At 71.0% G+C, this 14,820-nt stretch carries 16 protein-coding genes; 8 read left to right on the plus strand and 8 right to left on the minus strand.

Features of this window, described 5'->3' with window-relative positions:
- Positions 1 to 5: 5 nt before the first annotated feature.
- The 7 genes from manD (at position 6) to ACFW9O_RS11130 (ending at position 7,958) form a co-directional block, all read left to right on the plus strand.
- Positions 6 to 1,214 (plus strand): D-mannonate dehydratase ManD, encoded by a 1,209-nt coding sequence (manD, locus tag ACFW9O_RS11100; RefSeq protein WP_384607534.1) that lies wholly within the window; start codon positions 6 to 8, stop codon positions 1,212 to 1,214.
- Positions 1,211 to 2,632 carry a mannitol dehydrogenase family protein gene (locus ACFW9O_RS11105; RefSeq protein WP_384607537.1) on the plus strand — a complete coding sequence of 474 codons (1,422 nt, stop codon included), beginning with the start codon at positions 1,211 to 1,213 and terminating at the stop codon, positions 2,630 to 2,632. The genes manD and ACFW9O_RS11105 overlap by 4 nt, the downstream gene beginning before the upstream one ends.
- A gap of 105 nt (positions 2,633 to 2,737) precedes the next feature.
- Positions 2,738 to 3,442: a VanZ family protein gene (locus ACFW9O_RS11110; RefSeq protein ID WP_384607538.1), complete on the plus strand. Its 705-nt coding sequence runs from the start codon at positions 2,738 to 2,740 to the stop codon at positions 3,440 to 3,442.
- Positions 3,443 to 3,510: 68 nt separating this feature from the next.
- A complete protein-coding gene (locus ACFW9O_RS11115) occupies positions 3,511 to 4,206 on the plus strand; it encodes a response regulator transcription factor (RefSeq protein ID WP_384607541.1) in 696 nt (231 codons plus the stop codon).
- The gene (locus ACFW9O_RS11120; RefSeq protein WP_384607543.1) at positions 4,199 to 5,308 is read left to right on the plus strand and encodes a sensor histidine kinase; all 1,110 of its coding nucleotides are present in this window, start codon (positions 4,199 to 4,201) and stop codon (positions 5,306 to 5,308) included. Before ACFW9O_RS11115 ends, ACFW9O_RS11120 begins: the two co-directional genes overlap by 8 nt.
- A gap of 272 nt (positions 5,309 to 5,580) precedes the next feature.
- On the plus strand, positions 5,581 to 6,606 hold the full coding sequence (locus tag ACFW9O_RS11125) for an NlpC/P60 family protein (RefSeq protein WP_384607546.1): 1,026 nt from the start codon (positions 5,581 to 5,583) through the stop codon (positions 6,604 to 6,606).
- Between the two features lie 356 nt (positions 6,607 to 6,962).
- Positions 6,963 to 7,958, plus strand: coding sequence for a MarR family transcriptional regulator (locus ACFW9O_RS11130; RefSeq protein ID WP_384607549.1), 996 nt, complete (start codon positions 6,963 to 6,965; stop codon positions 7,956 to 7,958).
- Positions 7,959 to 7,974: 16 nt separating this feature from the next.
- On the opposite strand, the gene ACFW9O_RS11135 is transcribed toward ACFW9O_RS11130, so the two are convergent.
- From ACFW9O_RS11135 to ACFW9O_RS11160, 6 genes are all read right to left on the minus strand, one after another.
- The gene (locus ACFW9O_RS11135; protein WP_384607552.1) at positions 7,975 to 9,186 is read right to left on the minus strand and encodes a serine/threonine-protein kinase; all 1,212 of its coding nucleotides are present in this window, start codon (positions 9,184 to 9,186) and stop codon (positions 7,975 to 7,977) included.
- Positions 9,187 to 9,290: 104 nt separating this feature from the next.
- Positions 9,291 to 10,160: a GyrI-like domain-containing protein gene (locus ACFW9O_RS11140; protein WP_384607554.1), complete on the minus strand. Its 870-nt coding sequence runs from the start codon at positions 10,158 to 10,160 to the stop codon at positions 9,291 to 9,293.
- A gap of 141 nt (positions 10,161 to 10,301) precedes the next feature.
- Entirely contained in the window at positions 10,302 to 10,781 is a 480-nt protein-coding gene (locus ACFW9O_RS11145) for a hypothetical protein (RefSeq protein ID WP_384607556.1), read from the minus strand.
- A 10-nt stretch (positions 10,782 to 10,791) separates the two neighbouring features.
- Positions 10,792 to 11,169 carry an ArsR/SmtB family transcription factor gene (locus tag ACFW9O_RS11150; RefSeq protein WP_384607559.1) on the minus strand — a complete coding sequence of 126 codons (378 nt, stop codon included), beginning with the start codon at positions 11,167 to 11,169 and terminating at the stop codon, positions 10,792 to 10,794.
- On the minus strand, positions 11,166 to 11,612 hold the full coding sequence (locus ACFW9O_RS11155) for an SRPBCC domain-containing protein (protein ID WP_384607561.1): 447 nt from the start codon (positions 11,610 to 11,612) through the stop codon (positions 11,166 to 11,168). The genes ACFW9O_RS11150 and ACFW9O_RS11155 overlap by 4 nt, the downstream gene beginning before the upstream one ends.
- Before the next feature lie 102 nt (positions 11,613 to 11,714).
- Entirely contained in the window at positions 11,715 to 12,161 is a 447-nt protein-coding gene (locus ACFW9O_RS11160) for an anthrone oxygenase family protein (protein WP_384607564.1), read from the minus strand.
- 91 nt (positions 12,162 to 12,252) lie between these two features.
- On the opposite strand from ACFW9O_RS11160, the gene ACFW9O_RS11165 reads away from it, so the two are divergent.
- The gene (locus tag ACFW9O_RS11165; protein WP_384607567.1) at positions 12,253 to 12,831 is read left to right on the plus strand and encodes a TetR/AcrR family transcriptional regulator; all 579 of its coding nucleotides are present in this window, start codon (positions 12,253 to 12,255) and stop codon (positions 12,829 to 12,831) included.
- 120 nt (positions 12,832 to 12,951) lie between these two features.
- Here ACFW9O_RS11165 and ACFW9O_RS11170 read toward each other — a convergent pair whose 3' ends face one another.
- Positions 12,952 to 13,338, minus strand: a complete 387-nt coding sequence (locus ACFW9O_RS11170; protein WP_384607570.1) for a DUF6281 family protein — start codon at positions 13,336 to 13,338, stop codon at positions 12,952 to 12,954.
- Between the two features lie 190 nt (positions 13,339 to 13,528).
- Positions 13,529 to 14,815, minus strand: a complete 1,287-nt coding sequence (locus ACFW9O_RS11175) for an RNA polymerase sigma factor (protein WP_384607573.1) — start codon at positions 14,813 to 14,815, stop codon at positions 13,529 to 13,531.
- Positions 14,816 to 14,820 lie beyond the last annotated feature (5 nt).

Genomic DNA, 14,820 nt, shown 5'->3' on the forward strand with positions numbered 1-14,820 from the left:
GCACCATGGCCACCATCACCCAGGCGAAGGTCATCATCACCTCGCCGGGCCGCAATTTCGTCACCCTCAAGCTGACCACCTCCGACGGTGTGACCGGCCTCGGCGACGCCACCCTCAACGGCCGTGAACTCGCCGTCGCGTCGTACCTGAACGACCACCTCGTGCCGTTGCTCATCGGCCGTGACGCCGACCGCATCGAGGACATGTGGCAGTACCTCTACAAGGGTGCCTACTGGCGTCGCGGCCCGGTCACCATGACGGCGATCTCCGCCGTCGACACCGCGCTCTGGGACATCAAGGGCAAGGTCGCCGGCATGCCGGTCTACGACCTGCTGGGCGGCAAGGCCCGCGAGGGCGCCCTGGTCTACGGTCACGCGAGCGGTGCCACCGTCGGTGAACTCATCGATGATGTCGCCCGGTTCAGGGAGGACGGCTACCGCGCGATCCGCGCCCAGGCCGCGGTGCCGGGTGTGGCGGGCACGTACGGCGTCCGCAAGGGTGCCGTCTACGAGCCGGCCGCGACGGCCCTCCCCGAGGAGCAGCTCTGGGACACCGAGCGGTATCTGGACTTCGCTCCCCGCTATCTCGGTGAGATCCGGGAGAAGTTCGGCTTCGACTTCCACCTGCTGCACGACGTCCACCACCGCCTCACCCCCACCGAGGCCGGCCGCCTCGGCGCGCGTCTGGAGGACCTGCGGCTGTTCTGGATGGAGGACCCGTCCCCGGCCGAACTGCAGGAGAGCTTCCGGCAGATCAGGCAGGCCACGACGACACCGATCGCCGTCGGCGAGGTGTTCAACTCGATCTGGGACTGCCAGCAGCTCATCACCGAGCGCCTCATCGACTACATCCGCTGCTCGGTCGCCCACGCCGGCGGCATCACCCATCTGCGGCGGATCTTCAACCTCGCCGAGCTGTACCAGGTCCGTACCGGCTCGCACGGCGCGACCGACCTGTCGCCGGTCAGCATGTCCGCAGCGGTCCACCTCGACGTGACGGTCCCCAACTTCGGGATCCAGGAGTACATGGAGCACGCCCCGGTCACCCACGAGGTGTTCCGCCCCACCTACGAGCTCCGCGACGGCGCCCTGCACCCCTCCGCCGCCCCCGGCCTCGGTGTCGAGCTGGACGAGGAGGCCGCGGCCCGCTTCCCGTACGACCCCAAGTACTTGCCGGTGGGCCGTCGTTCGGACGGATCGGTGCACGACTGGTGACCAGGCTCTCGTACGCGACGCTCGGCGCCCTGCCCGCCGGAACCGGACCGCTCGTCGACCCGGGGACACTGCGCACCCGGATCGTCCACCTGGGACTCGGTGCCTTCCACCGGGCCCATCAGGCCGTTCACACCGAGCAGGCGGAGGCCCTTCACGGCGGAGGGTGGGGCATCGCCGGCTTCTCCCAGCGCGGCCGCTCCGTCGTCGGGCAACTCGCTCCGCAGGACGGGCTGTACTCGCTGACCCTGCGCGCCCCCGAGGGCCCCCGCACCCGCGTGGTCGGGCAGCTCACGGAGGTCCGTCACGCCGTGGACGACGCGGCCCGGCTGCGGGAACTGCTCGCCTCACCGGACGTGACGGTCGTGACGACCACGGTCACCGAGAAGGGCTACCGGCGGGCCGCCGACGGCAGCCTCGACACGCGTGACCCGCTGGTCGCCGCCGACCTGGCAGGCGCCCCCGTCCCGGCCACCGTGGTCGGCCAGTTGGCGCACGGCCTGCGGACCCGTCGGATCACGTCCGGGGCACCTTTGTCAGTGGTGCCCTGCGACAACATGGCCGACAACGGCGCCGTCGTCGCCCGGCTGGTCGGCGAGTACGTCGAAGCCTCCGGATGGGCGGACCGCGACGCGCTCCTGATGTGGATCCAGGACGCGGTCGCCTTCCCGTCCACGGTCGTCGACCGCATCGTCCCCGCGACGACGGCGGCCGACCGCGACGCCGCGAGCGCTGTCCTCGGTGTCCGCGACGAGAGCGCCGTCATCGGCGAGCCGTTCACGCAATGGGTACTGCAGGACACGTTCGCCGCCGACCGGCCCCGCTGGGAGGACACCGGAGCACTCTTCGTCCCGGATGTCGCCCCCTACCAGGTGATGAAGCTGCGTCTGCTCAACGGCGCGCACACACTGCTGAGTTGCCTGGGCATCGCGGACGGCCGGGAGAGCGTCGCCGATGCGATGACCGCCCCGTGGGGAGAGCCGGTCCTGCGCGCCTACGCCGCCGAGGTCGCCGGCAGCCTGCCCGCCGGCCTCGATGTCGAGGGGTACGTCGACGGACTCGTCCTGCGTTTCTCCAATCCCGCCATGCGGCACCTTCTGCGGCAGATCGCCACGGACAGCTCGCAGAAGATCCCCGAACGGTGGCTCGCGCCGCTGCGCGAGATCCGGGTCGCGGGCAGGCCCGGTACGGTCCTCACCGGCGCCCTCGCCGCGTGGATGCGCCACACCCGGGACCAGTCGCTGGACGACCCCGCGGCCGACCGCATCCGTGCGGCCTGGACAGGGTCCGGCGACGAACCGGTGCGCGGGCTGCTCGCCGTACTGGGGGCGCGGGACCTCGCGGATGACGACGCGCTCGTCACCGCCGTACGGGAACGCCTCTCGGCCCTCGACGCCGACGGGCCGAACGCACTGCTGTAGCCCGGCCGGAGGAGGTCCTGCCCCGGTGCCGGGGGCTCCGTGTATCGCGGGCATATCGAAAATCGCATACGCCGTGGCAACAGGCCTCCGCCTTCAATGGCTGCCATGGTCCACAACGCATCTCCGACAGCACCGCCCCGCCGCACGCGCAGGGTCGTGTTCTCCGGCCTGGCGATCCTCGGCGTGGCATGCGTCCTGTTCGTCATTCGGGGGCCCTTGTTCATGGCCGCTCCGAGGTGCGCGGCCGGGCGGTGGCACGGCTGCTGGGACACGTTCAACGGTGTGGTGCTCATGACGCTGGTCGCGCTGCCGTTGTCCGCGCTGGTGGTGTGGGTCCTGGCGCGCCGTCGGGGTGCCGCCGGCGTCCCGTCGGCGTGGCGGAGGTCGGTGGCCGAGGTGGGCATGGTCCACGGGACGGTGCCGTTCCTCTGGCTGACCATGATGCCGGGCGGCGGAGCCGGCATCGTCCCCGCCCGGGTGAGCCTGGTTCCGCTGCGGGACCTGGTCACGATGGGGCCGCTCGGGATCGTCGGCAACCTGCTGGTCTTCGCGTCGCTGGGGTTCTTCGCCCCGATGCGGTTCGCGGCACTGGCTTCCCTGCCTCGGGTACTGGCCCTCGGGGCGGGCTGCTCGGCCCTGGTCGAGACCGCGCAGTACGCCCTGGACCTGGACCGGGTGTCCTCCGTGGACGACGTACTGGTCAATGCCGCCGGTGCCGTACTGGCCGCGCTGGCCTCGCGCCGCTGGTGGCGCACCAGGGCGCAGGCGCCGTCGGACCGGCCCCGCCCCGAGCCGGAACTGGTGGGCTGAGGCGTGCGGCCGGTGGGCACGCGACGTCGCCTGCGCCGGCGGCACGGTCCGCTGCTTAGGCTTCGGACATGCGCGTACTGATCGTGGAGGACGAGCCCTACCTGGCCGAAGCCGTCCGTGACGGCCTGCGGCTGGAGGCGATCGCCGCCGACATCGCCGGTGACGGCGAAACCGCCCTGGAACTGCTCCGGGTCAACTCCTACGACCTCGCGGTCCTCGACCGCGACATCCCCGGCCCCTCCGGCGACGAGGTCGCCCGGCGCATCGTCGCGTCCGGCAGCGGCATCCCGATCCTCATGCTCACCGCCGCCGACCGGATCGACGACAAAGCCTCCGGGTTCGCGCTCGGTGCCGACGACTACCTCACCAAGCCGTTCGAGCTGAGGGAGCTGGTGATGCGGCTGCGGGCGCTCGACCGCAGGCGCGCGTACGCCCGGCCCCCGGTCCGTGAGATCGCGGGCCTGCGGCTCGATCCGTTCCGCCGGGAGGTCTTCCGCGACGGCCGTTACGTGGCGCTCACCCGCAAACAGTTCGCCGTGCTGGAAGTACTCGTCGCCGCCGAGGGCGGGGTCGTCAGCGCGGAGGAGCTGCTGGAACGGGCCTGGGACGAGAACGCCGACCCCCTCACCAACGCCGTGCGCATCACCGTCTCCGCGCTGCGCAAACGGCTCGGTGAACCCTGGATCATCGCCACGGTGCCGGGCGTCGGCTACCGCATCGACATCCAGCCGGTGGCGGGCCGCGCGGGAGGAGACCGTGGATAGGGCGCCCGGTCCGAGTGTCCGTCTCAAGCTCACCCTCAGCTACGCCGCATTCCTCATGATTGCCGGAGCCCTGCTGCTCGCCGCGGTATGGGTATTCCTCCTGCGTTACGTCCCCGAGCAGGCGCTCATCGTGCCCGGTTCCACCGGCAACCCCACCGAGGGCGTTTTTCCCGTCCGCTCCAACCTCCTGCGCGTCTTCGCTCCGAGGGCGGCCGCGGTCATGGTGTTCCTGCTGGTACTCGGTCTCCTGGGGGGATGGATCCTCGCCGGCCGGATGCTCGCGCCTCTCACCCGGATCACGGATGCGGCACGGATGGCCGGGAACGGGTCGCTGTCCCACCGGATCCGCCTGGAGGGCCGCCAGGACGAGTTCCGTGAACTCTCCGACGTATTCGACTCAATGCTCGAACAACTCGAGTCCCACGTCGCCGAGCAGCGGAGGTTCGCCGCGAACGCCTCCCACGAACTGCGCACCCCGCTGGCGATCTCACGGACCCTCCTCGACGTCGCCCGTAAGGACCCCACGCGGGACCGGGACGAACTCATCGAACGCCTGCACGCTGTCAATACGCGGGCGATCGACCTCACCGAGGCCCTCCTGCTGCTCGGCCGCGGCGACCGCGGACACTTCACCCGCGAGAGCGTCGACCTCTCCCTCCTCTGCGAGGAGGCCGCCGAGACGCTGTTCCCCCTCGCCGAGCGGCGCCGGATCACGCTCGACGTCACCGGCGGTGCGGCCCGGACCAGCGGCTCCGAGGAGCTGCTGCTGCGGATGGTGACGAACCTCGTCCAGAACGCCATCGTCCACAACGTCCCCTCCGCAGGCACCGTGACGGTCCGCACCGAGACGCACGGCGACACGAGCGTGCTGCGGGTGGAGAACACGGGCCGCCGGATCCCACCGGACCTGGTGCCGACCCTCACCGAGCCGTTCCAGCGCGGAACGGAACGCGTACGCACCGACGAGTACACCGGGGTGGGCCTCGGCCTGGCCATCGTGCGGAGCATCGTCCGGGCCCATGACGGAACTCTCGAACTCGTCCCCCGACCCGCGGGCGGTCTCCTCGTCACGGTCCGGCTTCCCGGCACGCAGGGCCCGTAGCCCCGGAACGTCACGCGATTCGGAACGTACCGTCAAGTGCGGTCTACACACCGTGTGATGTGGGTAAAGGATGTGCCTGGTGTGTCGATATTCCTTCGGTTCTGATTGAACTGGGCACAAGATGTTCACTAGGGTCGGCTTCGGATCTTCGCACGATTGATCACCCATCCGGGGTGGCAGCGAAGACACCGTCGAGTCCGTGACGTGCACGGAGCCGGGATTCACCGTCCCCACAGCCCGGCAGGCGGCTCGAGGAGGAAGGAGTCGCCTTCGTGGCGTCCCACCGTCGTCCCAAAACGCCGAGCCGCACCCGCGTGACCGTGCTCACCGCGACCGCCGCCGCTGCCGTCGCACTGACCTCCCAGGCAGCCCACGCCGACCCCAAGCCGACCAAGAGCGAGGTCAAGGCGAAGGTCGACAAGCTCTACCACGAGGCCGAGAACGCCACCGAGAAGTACAACGGGGCCAAGGAGAAGCAGGACAAGCTCAAGAAGCAGGTCGACGCGATCCAGGACAAGGTCGCCCGCGAGCAGGCCGACCTCAACACCCTGCGGCGCGAGCTCGGTTCGATCGCCACCGCGCAGTACCGGTCCGGCGGAATCGACCCCTCGGTGCAGCTCTTCCTCGCCTCGGACCCGGACAGCTTCCTCGACCAGGCCTCCGCGCTCGACCAGCTGACGGCCAAGCAGGCCGAGTCGCTCCAGAAGATCAAGGCCAAGCAGCGGACCCTCGCGCAGCAGCGCAAGGAGGCCCAGGAGAAGCTCGGCACCCTCGCCGACGTACGCGAGGCGCTCGGCAAGAACAAGCAGAAGTTCCAGAGCAAGCTCGGCGAGGCCCAGCGTCTGCTGAACACCCTGACCGCCGCCGAACGCGCCACGATGGCCGAGGGGGAGCAGCGCGCCAGCCGCGCCGCCGGTGACCGGGTCGAACTCGGCAACGAGGTTCCCGCGTCCGCCCTCGGTGCCGCCGCTCTCCGGGCCGCCGACACGCGCGTGGGCATGCCCTACGTCCGTACGGCCACGGGCCCCAACTCGTTCGACTGCTCGGGTCTGACCCAGTGGGCCTACGCCCAGGCCGGTGTCGAGATCACCCGCACCACGTTCACCCAGATCAACAGGGGCACCCACATCGCGCGCAGCCAGCTGAAGCCGGGCGACCTGGTGTTCTTCAGCAACACCTCGCACGTGGGCCTCTACGCGGGCAACAACACCGTGCTGCACGCCCCGTACCCGGGCGCCTACGTCCGCTACGAATCGATGAGCACCATCGGCAGCTACCAGGCCGCGGTACGCATCTGATCTCCGTACCGGCCCGAAGCTCGGGACTCGGGTCCCGAGTCCCGAGCTTCGGAGTGGTCCGTTCGCTCTTTCGAGGGTACGGAGAGAGGCCCCGGCCCGGCGCTCGAGCTTCGGGATCCGGGGGTCGGGATCCGAGGTCCGGGATTCGAGCCGTGTCTTTCACCCGGCAGGTGAAAGAAGGGTGGGGAAGAACCTCACCACCCTCCCCGACCCGTCACGGCCAGCAAGTATGACTAATCGTGACCGACTTGCGGCGGAGTGTCGCGCCTGCTTACGGTTCCCACAACTGAACGACCCCGACGCGGTGTTAGCGCACCATGCCGGGGTCTCACCCCAAGATCGAAAAGAGCGATCTCGTGGCTACCGAGCAGCCTAACTCCGCCGTGCGCGCACCCGCACGCCCCTCCCGCCCGTACCGCAAAGCCCACCGCGGCTACGGCAAGCGCTCCGCACCCGGCCAACGCCCGCCCGGAGCCGCCGATTTCGCGCTGCTGCCGGAGCGGGAACGCTACATCGCCGGATACGTCGACCTCCTGCCCGACGGTGCGGCCATGGACATCAAGTCGCTGGCCAAGGACCTTCCCCTGTACGGGCAGATGGCCATCGGCACCGCCCTGCGCGCCCTGGGCGTGGCCGGGCATCTGCGCCACGTACGGTGCCGGGTCGAGGCTCTCGGGCAGAGCCGCTGGGTCACCCTCACCTTCTGGTCGCGCACCGCCCGCGACAACGAATGGTGGGCCGCCCACCTCGACGCCGAGAGCGGCCGGGCAGCCGGGACGACGACCGCGACCGCTTCCCCGGTCACCTCGGAACCGGCCGACGCGGCCGAGCCCACGGTCGCCGTCGCCGTCTCCGTACCGCAGCAACGCACTCCGGCACCGGCGCCGGTCGACGGCCCCTCCCCCGCGTACCTCACCCTGGCCCGACTGGGCCGCACCGAACCCCGGCTCGCGCTCTCCGCCTCCGACTGCGGCGCCCTCGAAGACCTGGCCGCGGCCTGGTTCGTACGCGGTGTGAGCGCCGACTACCTCACCCAGGCACTCGTCTCCGGGCTCCCGGCCCAGGTCGGCTCCCCCGTCGGATTCGTACGCCGCCGGCTCCTCGACAAGATCCCGGCCCGGCTGCCCGACGCCGCACCCGCACCGGACACCCCGGCACGCCGCCTGCTGGTCGAGTGCACCGAATGCGGCCGCCCGGGACCCGCCGAGTCGCTGCCCGACGGTCTCTGCCGCCCCTGCCGCACACCCGGCCCGGCCCCGGCGGAGCAGGAGTCCCCGGCCGGGCTGCCCACCGAGCGCGATGTCCGCAGTTACGTCGACGTACTGCGCGGCAAGCACCGCATGCCCTCGTGACCGCCGGAGACGGGCGTCAGAGGAAGCACTCCAGGATCAGCGGCAGGTCCTCCAGCCACTCCTTGAGGCGCGCCCGCCTGCGGGCGGCGATCAGGCACAGGTGGGTGGCGCCGCTGTGGAGGCGGACCGTGACCCTGAGGTGCTTGGAGCCGTCGGCCGCGTACTCGACCGTGCTGATCTCGGTCCAGGTGAACTGCAGTTCCCCTGCCTCCGATTCGAACGTGACGCCCATGGCGTCGATCAGAAGGGAACTCTCCGCGGAAACCGCGACGAAGACCAGGTCGGTGTCCTCCGGAGCAGCGGCCACGGTGGCGAGTTCGGTCGGGGCCTGGTGCAGCGGGACGGCGCCGAACGGGGCATAGGACGGCGGTGCGGGTACCACCACCGTCGGTGCGGGTACCACCACCGTCGGGGAGCCGCCCGCGACCGCCGGGGCCAGCAGATCCAACAACTCCCCCGGCGTGGGCCGTTGTGCCGGATCCTTGGCCAGACACGACTCCAGGACCGGCCGCATGCCCTCCGGCACCGCGGTCAGATCCGGCGGCGCGTGCACGGACCGGTACATCAGGCCCATCGGCGTACCCGCCCCGAACGCGCTGCCGCCCGCCGCCGCGACGAGCACGGCACCCAGAGCGAACACATCGGCGGCGCCACCGACTTCCAGCCCCTCCGCCTGCTCGGGCGCCAGGAACCCCGGCGTCCCGAAGGCCATACCGGTGGCCGTCAGGCGAGTCGACTCCAGCGCCCGCGCGATCCCGAAGTCCAGGACCCGCGGGCCGTCCGCGGCCATGATGATGTTCCCGGGCTTCAGATCACGGTGCACCAGACCGCAGCTGTGGATCGCCACCAGCGCCTCGGCGAGCGCGGCACCCAGCTGCCGAATCCGCGCCTCGCCCATCGGCCCCTCCGCCTCGAGCAGCGCGGAGAGCGTCGGCCCGGGAACGTACGCCGTGGCGAGCCAGGGCGCCGCAGCCGCCGGGTCCGCGTCCACCACCTGGGCCGTGTGGAAGCCGCCCACGCTGCGCGCGGCCGCGACCTCGGCGCGGAACCGCTCCCGGAAGTGCGGGTCGGCCGCGAGTTCCGAGCGGGCCACCTTCACGGCCACCGCCCGCCCGCCGCGCGAACGCGCCAGGTACACGGTGCCCATCCCGCCGGCCCCCAGCTCCCGCTCCACGGCGTACCCGCCGATGTGCTCCGGCAGGTCCCTACCGTCTGCCCCGTGCCTCATGCGCTGTGTGTCCCCCTCCGTGCTCCGGCGGCCCAGTATGGCGCCCAGGCACCCTCAGGTCCGCCGGATCCGCATCGCGGTCCTGCCCAGGACCGCGCGGCGCGTCACGCGGGTTCGACCGGAAGCCACAGCTCACAGGTCGCGGTGCTGAAGTCGTCCGCGCGCTCGAGGACCGCGACGACCGAAGGTCCCGGCCGCGACCGCCACGGGTTGGAGGGGAACCACTCGGTCGCGGTCGCGGCCCAGGCCGTCTGCAGGGCCTGCGGATGCGGTCCGCTCGTACGGAAGACCGCCCACATCCCGGCCGGTACCTCGATGGTGTCGAGCCCGTCCGGGACCGGCGTGTCCCGGCCGACAGCCACTCCGTGCAGGTAGGTCAGTTCGCTGCCCTCCGTGCCGTCGGGGTCGAGGTCGTCGCTGACCTGCAGCAGGCCCGCCGGTTCGGCGTCGCTGAGGGCCTTCAGTCGCCCATGCTCCTCCAGGGGCAGCGCGGTGATGTGTTCCTGGATATGCGGGTTGACGCCCCGGTGGATGAGCGGAACTCGGGCTGCGTGTCCTACCAGCCTGAACGCGGGGCGGTCGGTGAGGCGGGTGTCCATGGGGAGAATCCCTTCGACGGTCAGGCGGAACCTGAGCTGTGGTTGTGTGCGCAAGGGGCCTCCGTCACGGCGCACATCACCGGGGCCGACACCGTGGACCGCTCGGAACGCGCGCCCGAACGCCTCACTCGAGCCGTATCCGTGCCGGACGGCGATGCCCAGCAGGTCCTCCTCGCCCCGGACGACGTCGGCGGCGGCGACGGTCATACGACGCCGCCGCACGTACTCCGACAGCGGCATGCCTGCCAACGACGAGAACATCCGGCGCAGGTGGTACTCGGTCGTGCCGAGCGCCCCGGCCAACCCGTCGACGTCGAGCTCCTCCACGAGGTGCTCCTCGACAAGGTCGACGAGCTGGTTGAGTGCCGAGATCACAAGGCCTCCCTTTCGACTCCAACCCTGGCAGCAGGTACCCCGGCCGCACCCGACCGTTGCGAACCGATCCGATCAGGTTCCTGGACCGACGCGCAGCAGACACACACTCCCGCCTCAGCAGTCCGCCGGAACCTGGTCCCGTCAGGGATTCCCGGGAGCAGTGCGAAGGTCGAGGAGCTGTTGGGTATGCCCCGGCACGTGACTCCCGGCGAGGCCGTCGATGAGGCTCGACAGCGGGATCGGCGCGTCCAGCACCAACTCGTCGTCGGACAGGAGGAGCGTCGGCACCAGAACCGAGGCGGCCTGCTCGTCGAGCCGATCGGCGATGTCGCAGAGGACGGCGGCCTGGCTGCGGACGTGATCGATCAGGTCCGCCCTGCCCGAGTGCTCGGCGATGATCCGGCCGAGGTTCCAGGTGTCGAGGGAGACCCGGTTGTCGAAGGCGGGCCGCGCGCCGGCCACCACTCCGAGAGCGACCGCCGCGGTCGCGGCATCGACACTGAGGAGATGGGCCAGGACCTGGTCGGCGTCCCACCCGCCGTCGTCGGCGTCCCCGAGGTCGGGGATCGCCGCCGCATCGAGCAACCTGCCGTAGGCGCTGCGCAGTTCTGTCGTGTCCATGGGTGCCTCCTCAGTCGGGTTGCGCCGGGGGTGAATCCCGCTCGGCCGCCTCGGCCGCCTCTGCGACGCGTTTGATGTCGGCCAACCGCCGGTCCCAGTCGGTGGCGAGCGTGGCCATCCACCGCGCCGTCGCGTCCAGCGCCGCCGGCCGCACCGTGTAGCGGACCTCGCGTCCGACCCGGCCGCCGGTCACCAGACCTGCCGCGTCCAGAACGGCGAGGTGCTTGACCACCGCCTGGCGTGAGACGGGGAGCCCCTCGGCGAGCGTCGTCGCGGTGGCCTCCCCCTGCGCGGCGAGCAGATCGAGCAGCCGGCGTCGCGTCGGGTCGGCCAACGCGCCGAGGACGCTGTCGACGACCTCGGCCGCGCCGGGACGTTCTTCCGTCACGTGGAGGGCTGTTCCGCGCGGGCCTTGAGCGCGTCGAGCTCCAGGGGCCAGCCTCCGCTGTGGTCCTTGAGGTTCTGGCTGCGCAGCTCCTGGGAACCCGCCAGCGCCGCGAACCCGCTCTCGACGACACGCAGCCGCGTCCGGTCGCCTTCCTGGGCCAAGGTGAACTCCACGAGGGTGCTGTTGTCCTCGCGCAGCTCCTCCCCCGGGAAAGCGCTGGTCCAGCGGTACGCCAGGTACGTCGGCGGCTCGACCTTCTCCACGCGCACCGGGAAGTCTCCGTGCTCGGGGTGCTTCGCGATCATCACTGCCCCTTCCTCGGCCACCGTGCCGGGCAGGCTCGCCTTGTCGGCGACCCAGAACCCGGGCTGGGCAACCAGCGACCAGACCCGTTCCAGGGAAGCCTCGATGAGGGTTTCGCGTTCGATCCGGTCCTCGCTCATGAGCTGACTCCGTTCATCGCCGCCATCACTTGCAACCCCAGAGTTGCACAGCGACCATTTGAATGCAACCTTGCGGTTGCACCTCGTGTCGGCACGCGCGGTTCAGACGAGGGCGGCGACCAGCAGGGCGAAGGCGGCGACGATGACGGCGACGCGCACGTAGTGGTAGCGGTCCCAGCGGTTCATCTGCTGCTTCCAGTCGGCGGGCCTGTTCTCAGGGGTCCACGTCTTGCCCTGGTTGTTGATCGGGACGAGCAGCAGGACCGACATGATCACGCTGAGGATCAGCAGCCCGCCTGCGGTGATCACGAGGCCGGTGCCGTGGCGGTCCCATCCGGCGACGGCCCACACCGCGACGAGGACGAGCGAGCTTATGTACCAGACCGGCATCACGGCACCGAGCATCCGACCCCCGTGGGCGCGGCCGAGCTGGCCATTGTCGCCGGGGAGTGCGTCGAGGATCCGGTTGATGACGAAGGCGACGGAGAACTCGACCCCCACCATCACGCCGACGCTCACGACGGTGAAGACCTGGAGTGCGTTGATCATGATGACCTCTCCCGAAATCTAGCGTTGCTAGCTGTTGAGGCAACGCTAGCGCTAATGCCGCTTGAATGTCTAGCGGTGCTAGGATCGAGTCATGTCGGTACAGGAACGCAAGGAACGCGAACGTGCGGTCCGCCAGCGCCTCATCGTGGCGACGGCCCGCGAACTCGCCGAGCAGCAGGGCTGGGACGCGGTCACCACCCGTCGGCTCGCCGAGCGCATCGAGTACAGCCAGCCCGTCCTCTACAGCCACTTCCGCGGCAAGCGCGAGATCATCGGCGCCGTCGCCCTGGACGGCGCCGCCGAGATGGCCGTAGCGCTGCGGGCCGCGACCTCCGCCGCGGACGGCCCGCGCGCCCGGGTCACCGCTCTCGCCGGCGCCTACCTCGACTTCGCCGCGCGCAATCCGGCGGTCTACGACGCCATGTTCCAGCTCGACGGCGGCCTGGCGTTCGCGGCCGAGGAGACCCCGGAGCCCCTGAAGGACGCATTCGCCGCCCTGCTGGAGACTCTCACCGAGGTCGCCGGGGACGGCGTCCACCCGGGGCTGTTCACCGAGGTGTTCTGGGCGTCCCTGCACGGCCTGGCGACCCTGACCCGGGCGGGACGGCTGCCCCCGGGGGATGCCGGGCGGAGGGCCGAGCTGCTGGTGGACCGGCTCGCGGCGGTCTGACAGGTCGTACGGCCGAGCAGCGAACGGCCGTCACGTGGCTGCCCGGTCCGGTGCGCGGGTTCGGTGTGGCGTCAGCTCCGGAACCAGAGCCCCGGATCCACACCGAGCCCGCGTTTCGGATCAGGAGCCGTCGATCATCTTCTGCACCTCGGGCGGGAGCTCCGAGCCGGAGCCGACGGCGAAGAACGTGGCCGTCTTCGGTGTGTCCCCGATGGCGATGGCGACCTCGGGAGAAATGCCGTCCACTTCGTAGGCGGTCTGCGTCGTCACCGCCTCTTCGCTCTCGTCCCGGCCACCGGTGTCGTCGCAGGGCGGTTGGGTCGCGACGCCCAGCTTCTTCCCGAGCGTGAATTCCACGTTCGCCACGTCCCGATACGAACTGTCCTGGTAGGTGTACACATTGGCGCAGGAGGCCCCGCCGCCACCGCTGTCGGCCGTGCACGCGGCGACCGACATCACCATGGCCGCCGCCCCCAGCAAGCCGATGGATCGCCCGGTCCAGCTCATACGTATCCCCCTCAGTGGATGTGGCAAAGGAGAGAAGTGCCTCCTCTTCGCCGAACAACCTCGCCTTCGCTCAGCACGGGGTGAGACCGTGCCCGTGGTGAGGCCTTCGTGTTCCGCGATCCGACGTCGGCAACACGATTCGGGTTCCCTTGCGGCGCGCTCCTCGACCCGCGATGTGATCTTGCGGCACTCATGACGGGCGCTCGATCTCGTCCAACCGCTTCCGCGCATGCGCGCGTTCGGGCTCCGTGCCTGCCAGCCCCAGCGCCTCCCGGTACGCATCCGCAGCCTCCGCGAGGCGGCCGAGACGGTGCAGCAGATCGGCGCGCGCGGTCGCGTAGGGGTGGTAGGCGCGCAGCCTCGGCTCGTCGGCCAGTTCGTCCAGGAGGGCCAGCCCGGCCTCGGGCCCGTCGCGCATCGCCACGGCCGCGGCCCGGTTCAGGGCGATGACCGGGGACGGGTCGAGTGCCCGCAGTACGTCGTAGAGCGCCACGATCTGCGGCCAGTCGGTGGCCGCGAAGGAACCGGCCTCGTCATGCAGTGCCGCGATGGCCGCCTGCACCCCGTACGGGCCGGGCGGGCCGCCCTCCAGCGCCGTGACCACCAGGCGGGTGCCCTCCTCGATCATCGCGGCGTCCCAGCGGCCCCGGTCCTGTTCGTCGAGCAGGACGATGTCCCCGTCGGGACCGGTCCTGGCGTCACGTCGGGCATGGATCAGCAGCATCAGCGCGAGCAGCCCGGCCGTCTCCCGCTCGGCGGGCAGCAGCGTGTGCAGGATCCGGGCCAGCCGGACGGCCTCTTCCGCCAGGGCGATCCGCTGCAGCTGCGGGCCCGAGCAGGCCGCGTACCCCTCCGTGAAGATCGAGTAGAGGACCTGGAGCACCCCCGGCAGGCGCTCCGGCAGCTCGTCCGCGCCGGGCACACGGAACGGGATGCGGGCCTCGCGGATCTTCTTCTTGGCCCGCACGATCCGCTGCGCCATCGTCGTCGGCGGTACGAGGAAGGCCCGCGCGACCTCGGGGGTCGTCAGGCCCGCCAGGCAGCGCAGGGTCAGCGCGCTCCTGTCCTCGGCGCCGAGCGCCGGGTGGGCGCACGTGAAGAAGAGCTGCAGCCGCTCGTCGGGGAGGCCACCGTCCACGTCGGCGGGCGGTGCATGTCCGGCCCGCTCCGCCTCCACCTGCAGGACGGCCAGCCGTGCGGCGTACGCCTGGTCGCGGCGCAGCCGGTCGACGGCCTTGCGCCGGGCCGTCGTCAGCAGCCAGGCGCCGGGCCTGGCCGGTACGCCGTCGACCGGCCAGTGCACCAGGGCCGCCTCGATGGCGTCGGAGGTGACCTCCTCGGCCAGGTCCAGGTCGCCGAAGCGACGGACGAGGGAAGCCAGCAGCCGGCCGTGCTCCTCGCGGAAGACCGACGCGACGGAGGACACCGCGGGCGGCCCGTCCTGCGGCGCCCGGGGTCCGGTGGCTCCCTCGTCCATGACGG

It is taken from the genome of Streptomyces sp. NPDC059499 (genome assembly GCF_042749285.1).
Classification (GTDB): domain Bacteria; phylum Actinomycetota; class Actinomycetes; order Streptomycetales; family Streptomycetaceae; genus Streptomyces.